At 70.5% G+C, this 14,565-nt stretch carries 18 protein-coding genes and 1 pseudogene; 3 read left to right on the plus strand and 16 right to left on the minus strand.

All coding sequences use genetic code 11. The features are described from left to right. The 3 genes and pseudogenes from IE209_RS33905 to IE209_RS18610 form a co-directional block, all read right to left on the minus strand. Positions 1-464: pseudogene (locus tag IE209_RS33905) on the minus strand (Hpt domain-containing protein); the annotation flags it as partial. 18 nt (positions 465-482) lie between these two features. Continuing rightward, positions 483-845 (minus strand): response regulator, encoded by a 363-nt coding sequence (locus IE209_RS18605; RefSeq protein WP_189688432.1) that lies wholly within the window; start codon positions 843-845, stop codon positions 483-485. A 43-nt stretch (positions 846-888) separates the two neighbouring features. Next, complete coding sequence (locus tag IE209_RS18610) at positions 889-1,338, minus strand: hypothetical protein (protein ID WP_189688433.1); 450 nt, start codon at positions 1,336-1,338, stop codon at positions 889-891. A 169-nt stretch (positions 1,339-1,507) separates the two neighbouring features. Between IE209_RS18610 and IE209_RS18615 the strand changes: the two genes are divergently transcribed. Genes IE209_RS18615 through IE209_RS18625 form a run of 3 tightly spaced genes read left to right on the plus strand, consistent with a single transcriptional unit; the run spans position 1,508 to position 4,226 of the window. Continuing rightward, positions 1,508-2,626 carry a hybrid sensor histidine kinase/response regulator gene (locus IE209_RS18615; RefSeq protein ID WP_189688434.1) on the plus strand — a complete coding sequence of 373 codons (1,119 nt, stop codon included), beginning with the start codon at positions 1,508-1,510 and terminating at the stop codon, positions 2,624-2,626. Beyond that, complete coding sequence (locus IE209_RS18620) at positions 2,623-3,252, plus strand: response regulator (RefSeq protein ID WP_189688435.1); 630 nt, start codon at positions 2,623-2,625, stop codon at positions 3,250-3,252. The genes IE209_RS18615 and IE209_RS18620 overlap by 4 nt, the downstream gene beginning before the upstream one ends. A gap of 11 nt (positions 3,253-3,263) precedes the next feature. Beyond that, positions 3,264-4,226 (plus strand): aldo/keto reductase, encoded by a 963-nt coding sequence (locus IE209_RS18625; protein WP_189688436.1) that lies wholly within the window; start codon positions 3,264-3,266, stop codon positions 4,224-4,226. Here IE209_RS18625 and alkB read toward each other — a convergent pair. The 13 genes from alkB to fliG all read right to left on the minus strand — a co-directional run bounded on the left by alkB (position 4,214) and on the right by fliG (position 14,550). Beyond that, a complete protein-coding gene (alkB, locus tag IE209_RS18630) occupies positions 4,214-4,849 on the minus strand; it encodes a DNA oxidative demethylase AlkB (RefSeq protein ID WP_373305383.1) in 636 nt (211 codons plus the stop codon). The genes IE209_RS18625 and alkB overlap by 13 nt on opposite strands. 14 nt (positions 4,850-4,863) lie before the next feature. Continuing rightward, positions 4,864-5,631, minus strand: coding sequence for a flagellar biosynthetic protein FliR (gene fliR, locus IE209_RS18635; protein WP_189688438.1), 768 nt, complete (start codon positions 5,629-5,631; stop codon positions 4,864-4,866). Between the two features lie 179 nt (positions 5,632-5,810). Continuing rightward, positions 5,811-6,080, minus strand: coding sequence for a flagellar biosynthesis protein FliQ (gene fliQ / locus IE209_RS18640; protein WP_056667529.1), 270 nt, complete (start codon positions 6,078-6,080; stop codon positions 5,811-5,813). Beyond that, the gene (gene fliP / locus IE209_RS18645) at positions 6,077-6,817 is read right to left on the minus strand and encodes a flagellar type III secretion system pore protein FliP (RefSeq protein ID WP_189688439.1); all 741 of its coding nucleotides are present in this window, start codon (positions 6,815-6,817) and stop codon (positions 6,077-6,079) included. The genes fliQ and fliP overlap by 4 nt, the downstream gene beginning before the upstream one ends. Continuing rightward, positions 6,814-7,158 carry a FliO/MopB family protein gene (locus IE209_RS18650; RefSeq protein ID WP_189688440.1) on the minus strand — a complete coding sequence of 115 codons (345 nt, stop codon included), beginning with the start codon at positions 7,156-7,158 and terminating at the stop codon, positions 6,814-6,816. The genes fliP and IE209_RS18650 overlap by 4 nt, the downstream gene beginning before the upstream one ends. A 7-nt stretch (positions 7,159-7,165) precedes the next feature. Further along, the gene (fliN, locus tag IE209_RS18655; protein ID WP_189688441.1) at positions 7,166-7,597 is read right to left on the minus strand and encodes a flagellar motor switch protein FliN; all 432 of its coding nucleotides are present in this window, start codon (positions 7,595-7,597) and stop codon (positions 7,166-7,168) included. Beyond that, positions 7,587-8,588, minus strand: a complete 1,002-nt coding sequence (gene fliM, locus IE209_RS18660) for a flagellar motor switch protein FliM (RefSeq protein WP_189688442.1) — start codon at positions 8,586-8,588, stop codon at positions 7,587-7,589. Before fliM ends, fliN begins: the two co-directional genes overlap by 11 nt. A gap of 9 nt (positions 8,589-8,597) precedes the next feature. Beyond that, the gene (locus IE209_RS18665; protein WP_189688443.1) at positions 8,598-9,167 is read right to left on the minus strand and encodes a flagellar basal body-associated FliL family protein; all 570 of its coding nucleotides are present in this window, start codon (positions 9,165-9,167) and stop codon (positions 8,598-8,600) included. 112 nt (positions 9,168-9,279) lie between these two features. Further along, positions 9,280-10,530 (minus strand): flagellar hook-length control protein FliK, encoded by a 1,251-nt coding sequence (locus IE209_RS18670; RefSeq protein ID WP_189688444.1) that lies wholly within the window; start codon positions 10,528-10,530, stop codon positions 9,280-9,282. Further along, the gene (gene fliJ / locus IE209_RS18675; RefSeq protein WP_189688445.1) at positions 10,520-10,999 is read right to left on the minus strand and encodes a flagellar export protein FliJ; all 480 of its coding nucleotides are present in this window, start codon (positions 10,997-10,999) and stop codon (positions 10,520-10,522) included. Before fliJ ends, IE209_RS18670 begins: the two co-directional genes overlap by 11 nt. 5 nt (positions 11,000-11,004) lie before the next feature. Beyond that, positions 11,005-12,444, minus strand: a complete 1,440-nt coding sequence (gene fliI / locus IE209_RS18680; protein WP_189688446.1) for a flagellar protein export ATPase FliI — start codon at positions 12,442-12,444, stop codon at positions 11,005-11,007. A gap of 192 nt (positions 12,445-12,636) precedes the next feature. Further along, entirely contained in the window at positions 12,637-13,365 is a 729-nt protein-coding gene (locus tag IE209_RS18685; RefSeq protein WP_189688447.1) for a FliH/SctL family protein, read from the minus strand. Between the two features lie 189 nt (positions 13,366-13,554). Then, a complete protein-coding gene (fliG, locus tag IE209_RS18690; RefSeq protein ID WP_189688448.1) occupies positions 13,555-14,550 on the minus strand; it encodes a flagellar motor switch protein FliG in 996 nt (331 codons plus the stop codon). Positions 14,551-14,565: the final 15 nt, after the last annotated feature.

The following is a 14,565-nucleotide window of genomic DNA, read 5'->3' on the forward strand; positions in this document are numbered from 1 at the left end:
GGCGCCGGCGCCGGTGCGGGTGCTGCGGCCGCCGGCACGTTGCCCGCGGCCAGGTCGCTGATGCGGCGCACCAGGTCGGCCGTGGAGGGCACTTCGCCCTGGCCACCGTTCTGGTGGCGCGCCAACAGGCCGCGCGAGGTGTCGGCCGACTCCAGCAGCACGTCCACCATCTGCGGCACGGGCGTGATCTCGTGGCGGCGCAGCTTGTCCAGCAGCGACTCCATGTGGTGCGTGAGCTCCGTCACGTCGCGGAAACCGAAGGTCGCCGCGCCGCCCTTGATCGAATGGGCGCAGCGGAAGATGCCGTTGAGCGCCTCGTCGTCGGCCTGCGAGAGGTCCAGGCCGACCAGCATCTGCTCCATCTGGTCCAGGTTCTCGCCGGCCTCCTCGAAAAAGATCTCGTAGAACTGGCTCAGGTCGAAGTCGGCGCCACCGCCACCGGCTTCCTGCGTGTGTTCAGCCATGCAAGCTCCTCGCGGCGGTCAACGGATGACTTTCTGGATGACCTCGATCAGGCGCGCCGGATCGAAGGGCTTGACGAGCCAGCCAGTGGCACCGGCCGAGCGGCCGGCCTGCTTCATCTGGTCGCTCGATTCGGTGGTCAGGATGAGGATGGGCACGGTCTTGAATTTGGGGTCGTCGCGCAGCTTGCGGGTCAGTCCGAGGCCGTCGAGCCGCGGCATGTTCTGGTCGGCCAGCACCAGGTCGATGGGCTGGGCCTGCGCCTTCTCGTAGGCGTCCTGGCCGTCCACGGCCTCCACCACGTTGTAGCCGGCCCCGGTCAGGGTGAACGACACCATCTTGCGCATCGAAGGTGAGTCGTCTACGGCGAGGATCGATTGCATTGGAAGAACTCCGGGCGAGGTAGGCAGTGCGTGCAACGAGGGATCAGAACAGCTCGATCGAGCCAGCGTCCATCTCGCTCTGGGTGACAGGGTTGGGGCGGCCGTTGGTCGGGGCGCCGAACGGCGCGGCGGCAGCTTCCTCTTCCTCGGGGCCCTGCCCCATGGACTCGGCCGCCAGCTTGTAGGCACAGCCCTGCAGCACCTTGGTGGTGTGGGCGATCAGCTGCGAAGCCATGTCCTGGAACTGCAGTTCGGTCACGGCGTCGCGCAGCGTGCCGCGCACCTGGACCATGGCCTCGTGGTGCTGCGGCTCGGCCAGGGCACTGTGCACCTTGTCGAAGCGCTGCATCAGGTTGTCCATGGTGTGGGCCAGCAGGCTGTCCAGCCGCTGCAGATCGTGCATCACGACCATCAGCGAGTCCTGCAGGTCGGCCACGACCATCACCGGCAGCTGCACTGCCGGCGTCTGGGACGGTTCTGACTCTGCCGACATGGGTGTCTCCATAACACGGGAGAAGCTGCATTACTGAGCGAATGTAGGGCGGATATTAGTGCGGTTTGGGTACAGGCTCACCAAATGTGTAGGATGGGGCGACGAAGTGCAGCGCCAGGGAGACAGGCGTTGCGCACCGTACAGCTCCACCACCGCAGCAAGCCCGTCCATGGCCGACAACGCCGCCCCTGCTCCGATCCGGGTCCTGCACCTGGAAGATTCCGAAATCGACCACCAGCTCGTGGCCCTCACGCTGCGCAAGCACGGCATGGCCTTCGCCATGGAACGTGTGGAAACGCTGGAAGACTTCGCGCTGCGGCTGGAGCAGGCCTGCTTCGACGTGATCCTGGCCGACTACCACCTGGCCGGCTTCACGGCGCTGGATGCCTGGGCCCTGCTGCGCACGCGCGCGCAGCGCCCGCCGTTCGTGCTGCTGTCCGGCGCCATCGGCGAGGCGGCCGCCGTGGAAGCCATCCGCATCGGCCTGTCCGACTACGTGCTCAAGGACCACATCGGCAAGCTGCCGCACGTGATCATGCGTGCCATCGAGGTCTGGCAGGCGCGCCAGGACCAGGCCCGCGCCGACGCCGAACTGGCCGCCTCCGAGCGCCGGCTGGCAGCGCTGACCGAACATCTGCAGACCTCGATCGAGCAGGAACGCGCGGCGATCGCGCGCGAGGTGCACGACGATATCGGCGGCTCGCTGGCGGCGATCCGGCTCGACCTGGCCTGGATCGCCCGCCACAGCCAGGACGATGCGGCGATGCAGTCGCACACCCAGGCCGCCAGCGAGATGCTGCAGCACGCGCTGGAAGCCAGCCAGCGCATCATGATGAACCTGCGCCCGCCCATCCTCGACCAGGGCCTGGTGGCCGCCATCGGCTGGCTGGCCGAGGCGTTCGAGCGCCGCACCGGCGTGGCCACCGTGCTGGCCGCCCCGCCGGGCGGCCTCGACATCGACAAGACCCTGGCCCTGGTGGCCTACCGCACCGCGCAGGAGGCGCTGACCAATGCCTCCAAGTACGCCGAGTGCAGCCGGGTGGCGATCGACCTGTCCGACGGCGAAGGCGTGCTGACGCTGGAGGTCAGCGACAACGGCCGCGGCATCGCACCCGAGGCGCTCGCCAAGCCCAAGTCCTTCGGGTTGCGCGGCCTGGCCGAGCGCGCCAAGACCGTGGGCGGCTGGCTCGACATTTCGAGCCGGCCTGGCGCCGGCACCACCATCGTCCTGTCCATCCCGCTGGACGCCGCGGCGGCCGAGCGCCTGGCCCAAGGAGAGTCCGCATGATCCGCGTCGTGCTCTGCGACGACCATGCCGTGGTGCGCCGCGGCATCCGTGACACCCTGGCCGAGGCCGTCGACATCCAGGTCGTCGGCGAGGCCTCCAGCTATGCCGAAGTGCGCGATGTGCTGCGCAAGACGCCATGCGACGTGCTGGTGCTGGACCTCAACATGCCCGGCCGCGGCGGCATGGAGGTGCTGACCAGCCTCGGCGAATCGGGCATCAGCGTGAAGGTGCTGGTGGTCTCCATGTACCCGGAAGACCAGTACGCGCTGCGCTGCCTGCGTGCCGGCGCCAAGGGCTACCTCAGCAAGGCCGGCGACCCCGAGGAACTGGTGCGCGGCGTGCGCACCGTGGCCCAGGGCCGCAACTATGTGACGCCCGAGGTCGCGCAGATGCTGGTCGACAGCCTGGCCAAGCCGGCGCAGGAATCGCTGCACGCGGCGCTGTCCGAGCGCGAGCTGCAGACGGTGGTCAAGATCGCCAGCGGCAAGCGCCTGTCGGACATCGCCGAGGAACTCATGCTGAGCCCCAAGACCGTGAGCGTGTACCGCACCCGCGCGCTGGAAAAGCTCAACCTGGGCAACAACGCCGAACTCACCGTCTACGCCATCCGCAACGGCCTCGTTTGAAGGAATCGCCCATGCAATTGCGCCCCCTGGGAGCCACCGACCTCGCCATCGCCCCCGTCGTCTTCGGCGGCAACGTGTTCGGCTGGACCATCGACGAAGCCACCAGCTTCTCGGTGCTCGACGCCTTCGTCGATGCCGGCTTCAACGCCATCGACACGGCCGACGTCTATTCGCGCTGGGCCACCGGCAACCAGGGCGGCGAGTCCGAGACCATCATCGGCAAGTGGCTCCGGGCCCGCCCCAGCCGGCGTGACCAGGTGGTGCTGTTCACCAAGGTCGGCTCCGACATGGGCCTGGGCAAGCGCAGCCTGGCCGCCGACTACATCGGCCGCGCCGTCGAAGACTCGCTGCGTCGCCTGGGCGTGGAGCGCATCGACCTGTACTTCTCGCACTGGCCCGACCCGGAAACCCCGCACGAGGAAACCCTGGGCGCCTACGCGAAGCTGCTGGCCGCCGGCAAGGTGCGCGCCATCGGCACATCCAACTACGACGCGGCCCTGCTCGGCGAAGCGCTGGCCGTGGCGCGCCGCCAGGGCCTGCCCGCCTACCAGGTGCTGCAGCCCGAGTACAACCTGGCCGACCGGGCCTCGTACGAAGGCCCGCTGCGCGATCTCTGCCTGCGCGAAGGGCTGGGTGTGGTCACGTACTACAGCCTGGCCTCGGGCTTCCTGTCGGGCAAGTACCGCAGCCAGGCCGACCTGGCCGGCAGCGCACGCGGCCGGGGCGTGGCCAAGTACCTCAACGCGCGCGGCAGCGCCATCCTCGACGCGCTCGATGCGGTGGCCGCGGCCCACGGCGCCACGCCCGCCGAGGTCGCGCTGGCCTGGCTGATCGCACGCGAAGGCGTGACGGCGCCGATCGCGAGCGCCACCAGCGTGCGCCAGGTCGAGAGCTTCGCCAAGGCCGCGCGGCTGCAGCTCACGTCGGCGCAGATCGCCGCGCTGGATGCGGCCAGCGCGCCTCAGCCGGCCTGACGCAGCGTCAGGTTGATTCGCTCGGCGCCCAGCAGCGGGTGCGGCAGGTCCTTGAGCGGCAGCACGCCGTGAAAGCGCAGGCGGTCCACCCCGCCCCAGACCACCACGTCGCCATGCTGCAGCGGCACGCGCGCGGCCTTGTCCGCGCGCGCCAGCCCGCCGAACAGGAACACCGCCGGCATGCCCAGCGAGACCGAGACGATGGGCGCGCGGTGGTCGCGCTCGTCCTTGTCCTGGTGCAGCGACAGCCGCGTGCCGGGCCGGTAGTGGTTGATGAGGCAGGCATCCGGCGCATAGCCCGTGAAGCCGGCCGCGCCGGCCGCCGCCAGCGCCAGCTCGGCGAAAGCGGCGGGCATGGCAGGCCAGGGCTGGCCGCTGGCGGGGTCGGTCGCGCTGTAGCGGTAGCCACGCCGGTCCGAGACCCAGCCCAGCGCGCCGCAGTTGGTGTTGGCCACCGACATGGCCAGGCCGCCCGGCGTGAGCATGTGGCGCAGCGGCGCGGCGCGCTCGACCTCGGCCAGCGCGGCCAGCAGCCGCTCCACCCAGGGCAGCGCGAAGCCACGCAGCACGCAGGCATCGCGCCCCAGCGACAGCACGCCCTGCTGCGCCGGCTCGTCGAACAGCGCGCCCTGGGCCACTAGCGCGGCCCGAACAGCGCGATGGTGCGCTCCATCAGCGCCATCATGGGCTGGTCCATGAGCGGCAGCGTGGCCGCGATGCCGATCAGGCCCATCACCAGCGTGACCGGAAAGCCCACGGCGAACACGTTCATCTGCGGCGCCACGCGCGAGACGATGCCCAGCGTGAGGTTGACGAACAGCAGCAGGCCGATCATGGGCAGCGCGATCCACAGCGCGCTGGCGAAGATCTCGCGGCCCAGGCCATGCATCTGCAGCCGCGCCAGCGAATCGAGGAAGTTGCCGTCGGCCGGGAAGGCCTCGAAGCTGCGCACCACGGCCATCAACACCATCAGGTGGCCGTTGACCACGATGAACAGCAGCATGGAGATGGTGCCCATGAAACGCGACACGGCACTGACCTGCGCGTTGCTGGCCGGGTCGAAGAAGGCCGCGAAATTCAGGCCCATCTGCAGGCCCACGAGCTCGCCGGCCAGCTCCACGGCCGTGAACACCAGCCGCACGGCGAAGCCGATGGCCAGGCCGATGCCGACCTGCTGCACCACCGCGCCCAGGGCCTGCGGGCTGTTGATGCCGATGATGGGCTGGCCCACCAGCGTGGGCTGGGCCGCCACCGCGATCAGGAAGGCCAGCGCCACGCGCGCGCGCATGGGCACCGCGCGCATGGACAGGATGGGCATGGCCGTGAACAGCGCCAGCACGCGCAAAAAGGGCCACAGGACCGGCGAGATCCAGGCGACCAGCTGCGCTTCGCTGAAGGTAATCATGTCGCTCGGCGCGCCTTGCGTAGTCTCCGCTGCCGGCTCACAAGCAGCGGCACCGAAGGCCGCGGAGCAGGCCATGCGAGTGCACCCGCCGGGCCGGCTCTGCCGGACCGCTGGGTGCGCCCCTTGAGGGGGATGGGCTGGCTACACGCAGTGAGCCAGCCAAACGGGGTGGGCTCATGTCACTGCGGCAGTTGCGGAATCATCTCGATCATGCGCCGCACGTAGTCCACCAGCGTCGTCAGCATCCAGGGGCCGGCCAGGGCCAGCACCAGCAGCGCGGCGATGAGCTTGGGCACGAAGGACAGCGTGGCCTCGTGGATCTGCGTGATGGCCTGGAAGATGCTGATCACGAGGCCCACCACCAGCACGATGGCCAGCACGGGGGCCGACACCATGAGCAGCAGCGTCAGCGCCTCCTGGCCCAGCGTGAGGACGAATTGCGGGCTCATCGTGCGAACGAGGAAGCGAGCGAGCCGATCAACAGGTTCCAGCCGTCGGCCAGCACGAAGACCATGAGCTTGAAGGGCAGCGCCACCAGCACCGGCGACAGCATCATCATGCCCAGCGACATCAGCACGCTGGCCACCACGATGTCGATGACCAGGAAGGGAATGAAGATCATGAAGCCGATCTGGAACGCCGACTTCAGCTCGCTGGTCACGAAGGCCGGCACCAGCACCCGCAGCGGCGCGGTCTCGGCCGTGACGGAGGCGTCCAGCTGCGCCAGCCGCGCGAACAGCGAGAAGTCGGACTGGCGCGTCTGCTTGAGCATGAACTCGCGCATCGGCGCCTCGCCACGCGCGACCGCCTGCTCGAAGTTGAGCTGGTTGGTGGTGTAGGGCACGTAGGCCTCCTGGTAGACCTTGTCCAGCGTCGGCCCCATCACGAACAGCGTGAGGAACAGCGACAGGCCGACGACGACCTGGTTGGGCGGCGCCGACTGCGTGCCCAGCGCCTGGCGCAGCAACGACAGCACGATCACGATGCGCGTGAAGCCCGTCATCATGAGCAGGATGGCCGGCAGGAAGGACAGCGCCGTGAAGAACAGCAGGGTCTGGATCGGCACCGAATAGCTGCTGCCCCCGGGCCCGCTGCCGATGATGAGCGGCAGCTGTGCGTTGTTCTGCGCCAGCGCCGGCCCGGCCAGCAGGGCCAAGCCCGCCAGCATGGCCAGGCGCCGGGTCATGGCCGGACCTCTGGCGCGGGCGCCGGCACCGGCGTGGCCTCGGCCTTCACGAGCGCACCGGCGAAGTCGGGCGCGCCGGCTGGCATGCTGTGCAGCAGGTTGACGGACTGCGCCGTCACGCCCAGCACCAGCCAGGTGCGCGCGCCGGGCGGGCCCACCTCCACCGTCACCACGCGCTGCTGCGGCCCCACGGCCAGCGCACCGACCAAGCGCGAGGCCGGGCCGGCCGCGGCCATGCCACCCTGCACGCGCCGCTGCAGCCACTTGACGGCCCAGGGCAGCGTGCACAGCGCGGCCACGAACAGGGCCACGACCAGCAGGGTCTGCGAGGAAATCGACATCGGCGAATCAGCCTCCGCGGCTGACGCGGCGCAGCCGCTCCGAGGGCGTCACCACGTCGGTCAGGCGGATGCCGAACTTGTCGTTCACGACCACCACCTCGCCCTGGGCGATCAGGTAGCCGTTAACCAGCACGTCCATGGGCTCGCCGGCCAGCGCGTCGAGCTCGACCACCGAGCCCTGGGCCAGTTGCAGGATGTACTTGATCGGCACCTTCACGCGGCCCAGCTCCACCGACAGGGTGACCGGGATGTCCAGCACCATGTTGATGTCCTGCATGGTGCCGTCCTTGTTGAAGGCCTGGCGCGGCGGCGGCTCGGCGCCGGACAAGGGGCCGCCCTGCTCCGGGTCGGGCGCGGCGGACTTCTGCTCTTCCAGGGCCTCGGCCCAGGCAGCCATGGGATCTTCTTCGGTGTTGTCCTTGGGGTCTTCAGTGGCCATGGCGGTCCTCCGGATGGATGTCGTTGCCGCGCAGGCATTCCTCGATGCGGATCGCGTACTTGGCGTTGTGCGTGCCGTACTGGCACTCGAAGATGGGCACGCCGCCGATGGTGGCGGTGATGCTGGGCTGGCGCTCCAGTTCGATGAAGTCGCCCGGCTTCATGGCCAGCAATTGCTCCACCGTGGCATCGGCCCGGGCCAGTTCGGCCACCAGCGTGACCTCGGCCGACTGGATCTCGCGCGAGAGCACCGTGACCCAGCGCCGGTCCACCTCGACCGAATCGCCCTGGGTGGACGAGTACAGCACGTCGCGGATCGGCTCCAGCGTGGAGTACGGGATGCAGACGTGGATCACGCCGGCGATGTCGCCGATCTCCAGCTGGAACGCGGTGGAGACCACGATCTCGCTCGGCGTGGCGATGTTGGCGAACTGCGGCTGCATCTCCGAGCGCTGGTACTCCAGCTCCAGCGGGTAGATGCCGTGCCAGGCCTTCTTGTACTCGCCCGCGATCACGTCGAGCAGCCGGTTGATCACGCGCTGTTCGGTGGCCGAGAACTCGCGGCCCTCGATGCGCGTGTGGTACTTGCCGGCGCCGCCGTAGAGCGTGTCGATCACGCCGAACACCAGCGAGGGCTCGCACACCACCAGCCCGCTGCCGCGCAGCGGGCGCACGGCCATGATGTTGAAGTTGGTCGGCACGGCCAGCTCGCGCAGGAAGGCGCTGTAGCGCTGAACGGTGACGGTGCCCACCGAGATTTCGGGGCTGCGGCGGATCAGGTTGAACAGGCCGACACGGAAGTTGCGCGCGAAGCGCTCGTTCACGATCTCCATGGTCGGCATGCGGCCACGGACGATGCGCTCCTGGCTGGAGATGTCGTAATTGCGGATCTCGCCGGTTTCGACGACCTCCTCCTCCGCCTTCTGGCTCTCACCGGTCACGCCCTCCAGCAGGGCATCGACCTCTTCCTGCGAAAGGAACGACTCACTCATGGCCGGGCCTTACTGGATGATGAAGCTGGAAAAGAGCACGCGGTAGATCGGGTTGAACGCGACCGGGCGCGGACGCTTGCGCGGCTTGCCCTCCTGGGCCGGCGGCTCGTCCTCCTCGACCTCGTAACCCAGCGGCGCCGAGGCTTCGCGCAGGATGTCGTGGGCCAGCTTCTCCTTGCCCTCGCGCGTGAGCAGTTCCTCCGAGGTGCGCTGCGACACCAGCATCAGCACCGCGCTGCGGATGCCCGGCAGGTGGGCCTTGACCTGGTCGGAGGTCTTCTGGTCCATGACCTCCAGCGTCACGCCGACCTGGGCGAATTTCTCGCCGCCGGCGTCGGCCAGGTTCACCACCATGTTCTCCAGCGGCAGGTAGACGGGCGGCGTCGCCTCCTTGCCCTTCTTGGCATGGGCGGCAGGCGGCGGGGTGGCGCCGGCCTCTTCCTCGTCGGCATGGCCACGGCCCAGCAGCATCCAGGCGGCGCCGGCCACGGCCAGCAACAACACGGCCACGGCACCCAGGATCAGGGGCTTCTTGCCCTTGGGCTTGGGTGCGGCGTCGGCGGCAGCAGGAGCGGACACGGCGGTTTCCTTTGTCTTCGGGGCTGGGATCGGTTCTGCCCGGATTATTGACCCGTATCGACAGACCGATCAGCGGATTAGGCTGGGAAAACAGGCATATATAGCCCGCCTCTCACACGTAGAGGTCCAGTGCGCCGGTGGGCCGGCGCGGTGCCGCAGCCACCGTCTCGGTCGCCGGTGCGGCTTGCACCGCCGGCCGGCGCGCGGCCGCGGCGCCGGCATCCGGCCCTGCCTGGCCACGGCCGTCCTGGCCGCCGTGGGCACCGACCGACACGCCGGACAGCACCAGGCCTTGCGCGCCGAGCAGGTCGCGCAGCTGGTCCACGCTGCCGGCCAGCATGTCGCGCGTGGCGGCATGCTCGGCGCGGAACTGCACCTGGGCCTCGTTGCCGTCCAGCGCGATGCGCACCTGCACCGGCTCGCTGGTGCCCACCGTCAGCTCGGCGCTGCGCACACCCTGGCTGGCCCAATGGCGCAGCTGGTCGGCCAGCTGCCGGTCGAAGGCCGTGTCGGGCGGCGCCGACGCGTCCAGGCCGGCCAGCGCGGCGTCGTACTGCACGGTGGGGGTGAAATCCGGCGCGGCCCAGCCGGCGGCGCCATGGGAGTTGCCGTGTTGGCCCGCGCCATCGCCGGCCGATTCCTGCCCGCCGCGGCGGGCGCCGCCCGCCAGACCGGCCGGCTCTGGAACCAGCACCTGGACCTCGGCGCGCGCAGGCCCTGCCAGCGCCTGGACCGCACCGCGCTCGGCCCGGGCCGGCTCGCGCATCTCGCGCGCCTGGCCTGCCACTGCGGCGGCAGGGGCGGCTTGCCGCAGGGCCGATTCGGGCGCCGCCTGCTCACGCGCGGCGAGGTGCTGCTGGAGCTGCTCGAACACGCTGGCGTACTGCGGCGCCAGCCGCGGATCGGTGGCCGCAGCGGCGGCCGGCGCGGCCTGGCCGTCGACCGGCCCTGCGGCCTGTGCGCCCGGGCGCTCGCCGCTGCCGGCGGGCTTGCCGCCCTCGGGCTGCACTGCCAGGCGCGTGGCGGACCCCTCGGCCGCCGGCGAGGCAGGCACCGGCTGCGCCGGCACGGGCGTGGCCGGCGCGGGCAGCAACGCGGCCAGGGCCGCGGCATCGGCGGGCTGGGCATCGGCCGGCAGCGCCTGGGCGTCGCGCCGGCCCCGCCTGCCTTCGGCCTGCGCCCCACCGGGCAGCAGGGCCGCCCCGTCACCCTCGGCCAGGCCGAGGCCGTCTTCCAGGGCCGCCATCATGGCCAGGAAGTCGCCGCCGCCCGCGGCCTGCGCTGCCGCCTTGGCGCCGCCACCGGTCCGCTGTGCCGCGGCGGTGCCCGCATGGCCGGCGGCCGCCCCTTTTTCAATGCCCATGTTCTTGCTCCTCGGCCTGCTGGCGCTGCGTCAGCGCGTGGCGCACGGCCGCCATTTCATCGGTCTGCCGCTGTTCGCGGCGTGTCTGTACCAGGGCCATCGCCTCTTCCTTGCGGCGCACGGCCTGGCGCAGCGTCGCCACGCGCAGCTCGGCCTGCAGCAGCGCCTGGCGGGCCATCTCCTCGCGGCGCAGCTGCTCGGCCACGGCGCGCCGCTGCATGGCGATGGCCTCGTCCAGCCGGGCCATGAAGCGGTGGTGGTGCAGCATGAGTTCGGGCAAGGCGCTGATGCGTGCCTGCGATTCCCAGCGCTGCTCGGTCTCCTGCGCGTAGCCCGTCAGCTGCGCGAGCTGCTGTTCGGCCGCGACGCGGCGCTGCTGGGCCTGGCCCAATGCCCGGCTCGCGGCGTCGCGCCGGCGCTCGGCCAATTCGATGGCCAGGGCCAGGGTCTTGAGCAGCTGTTGGGACATGCTGTTCAGGCCCCGTCGGGATCGAGCGCCATCGCCATCTGGCGCACGCTCTGCTGCAGCGGCGAGCAGGCGAACATGTCCTGCTGCAGGAACTCGGCCATGCCGGGTGCCAGCCGCACGGCCTCGTCGAGCTGCGGGTCGGCGCCGGGCGCATAGGCGCCGATCTGCACGAGGTCGCGGCCCTTCTGGTAGCGTGAGTAGACGGCGCGGAAATGCCGGGCCAGCAGGAAGTGCTCCTGGCTCACCACGTTGTGCATCACGCGCGAGGCCGACTGCTCGATGTCGATGGCCGGATAGTGGCCGGACTCGGCCAGCGCGCGCGACAGCACGATGTGGCCGTCCAGGATGGCGCGCGCGGCGTCTGCGATCGGGTCCTGCTGGTCGTCGCCTTCGGACAGCACGGTGTAGAAGGCCGTGATCGAACCGTGGCCGTCCTTGCCGTTGCCGCTGCGCTCCACCAGCCCGGGCAGCTTGGCGAAGCAGGACGGTGGGTAGCCCTTGGTGGCGGGCGGCTCCCCGATGGCCAGCGCGATCTCGCGCTGGGCCATGGCATAGCGCGTCAGCGAATCCATGAGTAGCAGCACGTGCTTGCCCTGGTCGCGGAAGTACTCGGCCACGGCCGTGGCATAGGCCGCGCCCTGCATGCGCAGCAGCGGCGGCGCATCCGACGGCGCGGCGACCACGACCGAACGCGCGCGGCCATCCTCGCCCAGGATGTCTTCGACGAATTCCTTGACCTCACGGCCGCGCTCGCCGATGAGGCCGACCACGATCACGTCGGCCGCGGTGTAGCGCGCCATCATGCCCAGCAGCACGCTCTTGCCCACGCCGGAACCGGCGAACAGGCCCAGGCGCTGGCCGCGGCCCACGGTGAGCATGGCGTTGATGGCGCGCACACCGGTGTCCAGCACCGTGCGCACGGGGTCGCGGTCCATGGCGTTGATGGGCTGGCGGTCCATGGGCAGGGCCCGCACGTCGCGCACCGGGCCCTGGTGGTCCATGGGCAGGCCCTGGGCATCGACGACGCGGCCCAGCAGGCCATCGCCCAGCGGCAGGCGCAGCACGCCCTCGGCCGGCGGCGCGGCACCGTCCGGCACATCGCCCAGGCGCGGCACGGGCACATAGGGCGGCGCCGGCGTGACGCTGGCACCGCGCGACAGGCCGTGCACGTCGCCGGCCGGCATCAGGAACGCACGCTCGCCCGCGAAGCCCACGACCTCGGCCAGCACCGGCGCCTGGCCCGGCATCTGGATGTGGACCTGCGAGCCGACCGGCACGCGCACGCCCGTGGCCTCCAGCACCAGGCCCGCGAGCCGCGTGAGCGTGCCGCGCACCTCCAGCGTGGCGCCGGCGCGCACGCGCGCCAGGGCCGTGTCCAGCAGGCCGTCCCAGGCGGCGGCGGGCGCGTCGGCCTCAGAGCTTGAGAGGGAATTGATTGGGCTCATGACAGGGCTCGCAAAGGCGCCGGGCAAGGCGCGTCGCGCAGCCCATATCGGGATATGGGCAAGCGGCGCAACGCCGCCCGGCGTTTTTGAGGGCCCTGGCCCGCAGGGCAAGCCCCCGCAAGCCCAAGGCCTTCAGGTGCCACGGCGCTTTTCGGGGGCTTGCGTGAGCTCAAGCGATTTCCTCTCAAGCTCTCAGGCATCGCCGGCCTCCTGCTGCCAGGGCGCGTCCAGCCCCAGCTGGGCCAGCGCCCGGCGCCAGCGCGCCGGCAGCCGGCCGTCGACCACGGTGCCGGCCGCCTCCACCAGGCAGCCGCCGCGCTCCACCTGCGCGTCGGCGATCCAGTTCACCTGCAGTGCCGCATGCTCCTCTTGCAGCGCGGCTTCCACGACGGCGAGATCCTCGGGATGCAGCGTCACGGTGGCGACCTTGTGCTCGGCGCCCAGCAGCGCCAGCGCCTCGCGCACCACGGGCAGCACGGCATCGGGCTGCACGGCCAGTTCGCGGCGCACGATCTGGCGCGCCAGCTCGGCGGCCAGGTCCAGCACCTGGCGCGCCTGGCGCTGCTCGCACTCGGCCAGCCGCTGCTGCAGCTGCTGCACCACGGCCGCCAACTGGGCGGCGTTCTCGCGGCCCTGGCCGCTGACATAGGCGTCCAGCTGCTCGTGGCCCACGCGCGCGGCGTCGGCATGGCCACTGGCATAGCCGGCGGCATGGCCGGCGTCGTAGGCGCGCTGCAGGCGGGCTTCCTCGGGCTCCGGCTCTGGCTCGGGTTCGGGCGGCGGTCCGGGCAGCTCCGCTTCCAGCAGCGGCTCCGGTTCGGGCTCCGGCGCGCCCAGCCGGCCGAACTTCCAGGCCGCGACCGCGCCGATCTCCTCGCCCGGGATGAAGCGGGTGTACATGCGGTTGCGGGCGGTGGACATCTCAGCGATCCGATGCGCTGCGCGCCGCGCCGAGGAAGCTCGGCAGCGGCTCGCGCGCAGCGGCGCCAACGGCCGCGGAGCAGGCCATGCCAGCGCACCCGCGGAACTGGCTCTGCCAGGCCGCTGGGTGCGCCCCTTGAGGGGTATGGGTCGGCCACACGAAGTGAAGCCGGCCAAACGGGGTGGTCCTCATATCAATGCGTCATCGCCGCCGCCCGCGAGGACGATCTGGCCTTCGTCGGCCAGGCGGCGCACGGTCTTCAGGATTTCCTTCTGCTGCGCCTCGACCTCGGACAGGCGCATCGGGCCGCGCGATTCCAGGTCCTCGCGCATGGACTCGGCGGCGCGGCTGGACATGTTGGACAGGATCTTCTCCTTGAGCTCCGGCGCGGCGCCCTTGAGCGCCGCGATGAGCGCGTCGGACTGCACTTCCTTGAGCATGACCTGCATGGATTTGTTGTCCAGGTTGATGAGGTCGTCGAACACGAACATCTTGTCCATGATCTTCTGCGCGAGGTCCGGGTCGTGGCCGCGGATGGACTCGATGACGGTGCTTTCCAGGTTGGTGCCCAGGAAGTTGATGATTTCCGCCGCCGCCTTGACGCCACCCAGCGAGGACTTGCGGATCTTGTCGCCGCCGGCCAGCACCTTGAACAGCACCTCGTTCAGGTCCTTGAGCGCCGTGGGCTGGATGCCCTCCAGCGTGGCCACGCGCAGCAGCACATCGTTGCGCAGGCGCTCGCTCAGGTGCTTGAGCACGCCGGAGGCCTGCTCGTGGTCCAGGTGCACGATGATGGCGGCCACGATCTGCGGGTGCTCGTTGCGCAGCAGCTCGGCCACCGACAGCGGGTCCATCCACTTCAGGCTCTCGATGCCGGAGATGTCGCCGCCCTGCAGGATGCGGTCGATCAGCAGCGAGGCCTTGTCGTCGCCCAGCGCGCGGCGCAGCACATTCTTCACGTAATCGCCGGTGTCGGACACCAGCAGGCTCTGGCGGCTGGCGGTCTCGGTGAACTTGCTGACCACCGCCTCCACACGCTCGCGCGGCACGGTGCGCGTGCGCGCGATGGTCTCGCCCAGGCGCTGCACCTCCTTGGGCGAGAGGTGCTTGAACACCTCGGCCGCTTCTTCCTCGCCCAGCGACATCAGGAAAATGGCGGAATCGGTCAGGCCTTCTTCATCCATGGTCTTGGTCTCCCG

Origin of the sequence: Pseudorhodoferax aquiterrae (genome assembly GCF_014652235.1) — a bacterium.
GTDB lineage: Bacteria > Pseudomonadota > Gammaproteobacteria > Burkholderiales > Burkholderiaceae_C > Pseudorhodoferax > Pseudorhodoferax aquiterrae.

Bases quoted from the DNA above. Each gene is read 5' to 3' on its own strand.
- fliM (WP_189688442.1), bottom strand. From the start codon at position 8,588: ATGAGTGAGTCGTTCCTTTCGCAGGAAGAGGTCGATGCCCTGCTGGAG.
- IE209_RS18650 (WP_189688440.1), bottom strand. From the start codon at position 7,158: ATGTCGATTTCCTCGCAGACCCTGCTGGTCGTGGCCCTGTTCGTGGCC.
- IE209_RS18685 (WP_189688447.1), bottom strand. From the start codon at position 13,365: ATGTCCACCGCCCGCAACCGCATGTACACCCGCTTCATCCCGGGCGAG.
- fliJ (WP_189688445.1), bottom strand. From the start codon at position 10,999: ATGTCCCAACAGCTGCTCAAGACCCTGGCCCTGGCCATCGAATTGGCC.
- fliQ (WP_056667529.1), bottom strand. From the start codon at position 6,080: ATGAGCCCGCAATTCGTCCTCACGCTGGGCCAGGAGGCGCTGACGCTG.
- fliI (WP_189688446.1), bottom strand. From the start codon at position 12,444: ATGAGCCCAATCAATTCCCTCTCAAGCTCTGAGGCCGACGCGCCCGCC.
- fliP (WP_189688439.1), bottom strand. From the start codon at position 6,817: ATGACCCGGCGCCTGGCCATGCTGGCGGGCTTGGCCCTGCTGGCCGGG.
- IE209_RS18670 (WP_189688444.1), bottom strand. From the start codon at position 10,530: ATGGGCATTGAAAAAGGGGCGGCCGCCGGCCATGCGGGCACCGCCGCG.
- fliN (WP_189688441.1), bottom strand. From the start codon at position 7,597: ATGGCCACTGAAGACCCCAAGGACAACACCGAAGAAGATCCCATGGCT.
- IE209_RS18615 (WP_189688434.1), top strand. From the start codon at position 1,508: ATGGCCGACAACGCCGCCCCTGCTCCGATCCGGGTCCTGCACCTGGAA.
- IE209_RS18625 (WP_189688436.1), top strand. From the start codon at position 3,264: ATGCAATTGCGCCCCCTGGGAGCCACCGACCTCGCCATCGCCCCCGTC.
- fliR (WP_189688438.1), bottom strand. From the start codon at position 5,631: ATGATTACCTTCAGCGAAGCGCAGCTGGTCGCCTGGATCTCGCCGGTC.
- fliG (WP_189688448.1), bottom strand. From the start codon at position 14,550: ATGGATGAAGAAGGCCTGACCGATTCCGCCATTTTCCTGATGTCGCTG.
- IE209_RS18605 (WP_189688432.1), bottom strand. From the start codon at position 845: ATGCAATCGATCCTCGCCGTAGACGACTCACCTTCGATGCGCAAGATG.
- IE209_RS18620 (WP_189688435.1), top strand. From the start codon at position 2,623: ATGATCCGCGTCGTGCTCTGCGACGACCATGCCGTGGTGCGCCGCGGC.
- IE209_RS18610 (WP_189688433.1), bottom strand. From the start codon at position 1,338: ATGTCGGCAGAGTCAGAACCGTCCCAGACGCCGGCAGTGCAGCTGCCG.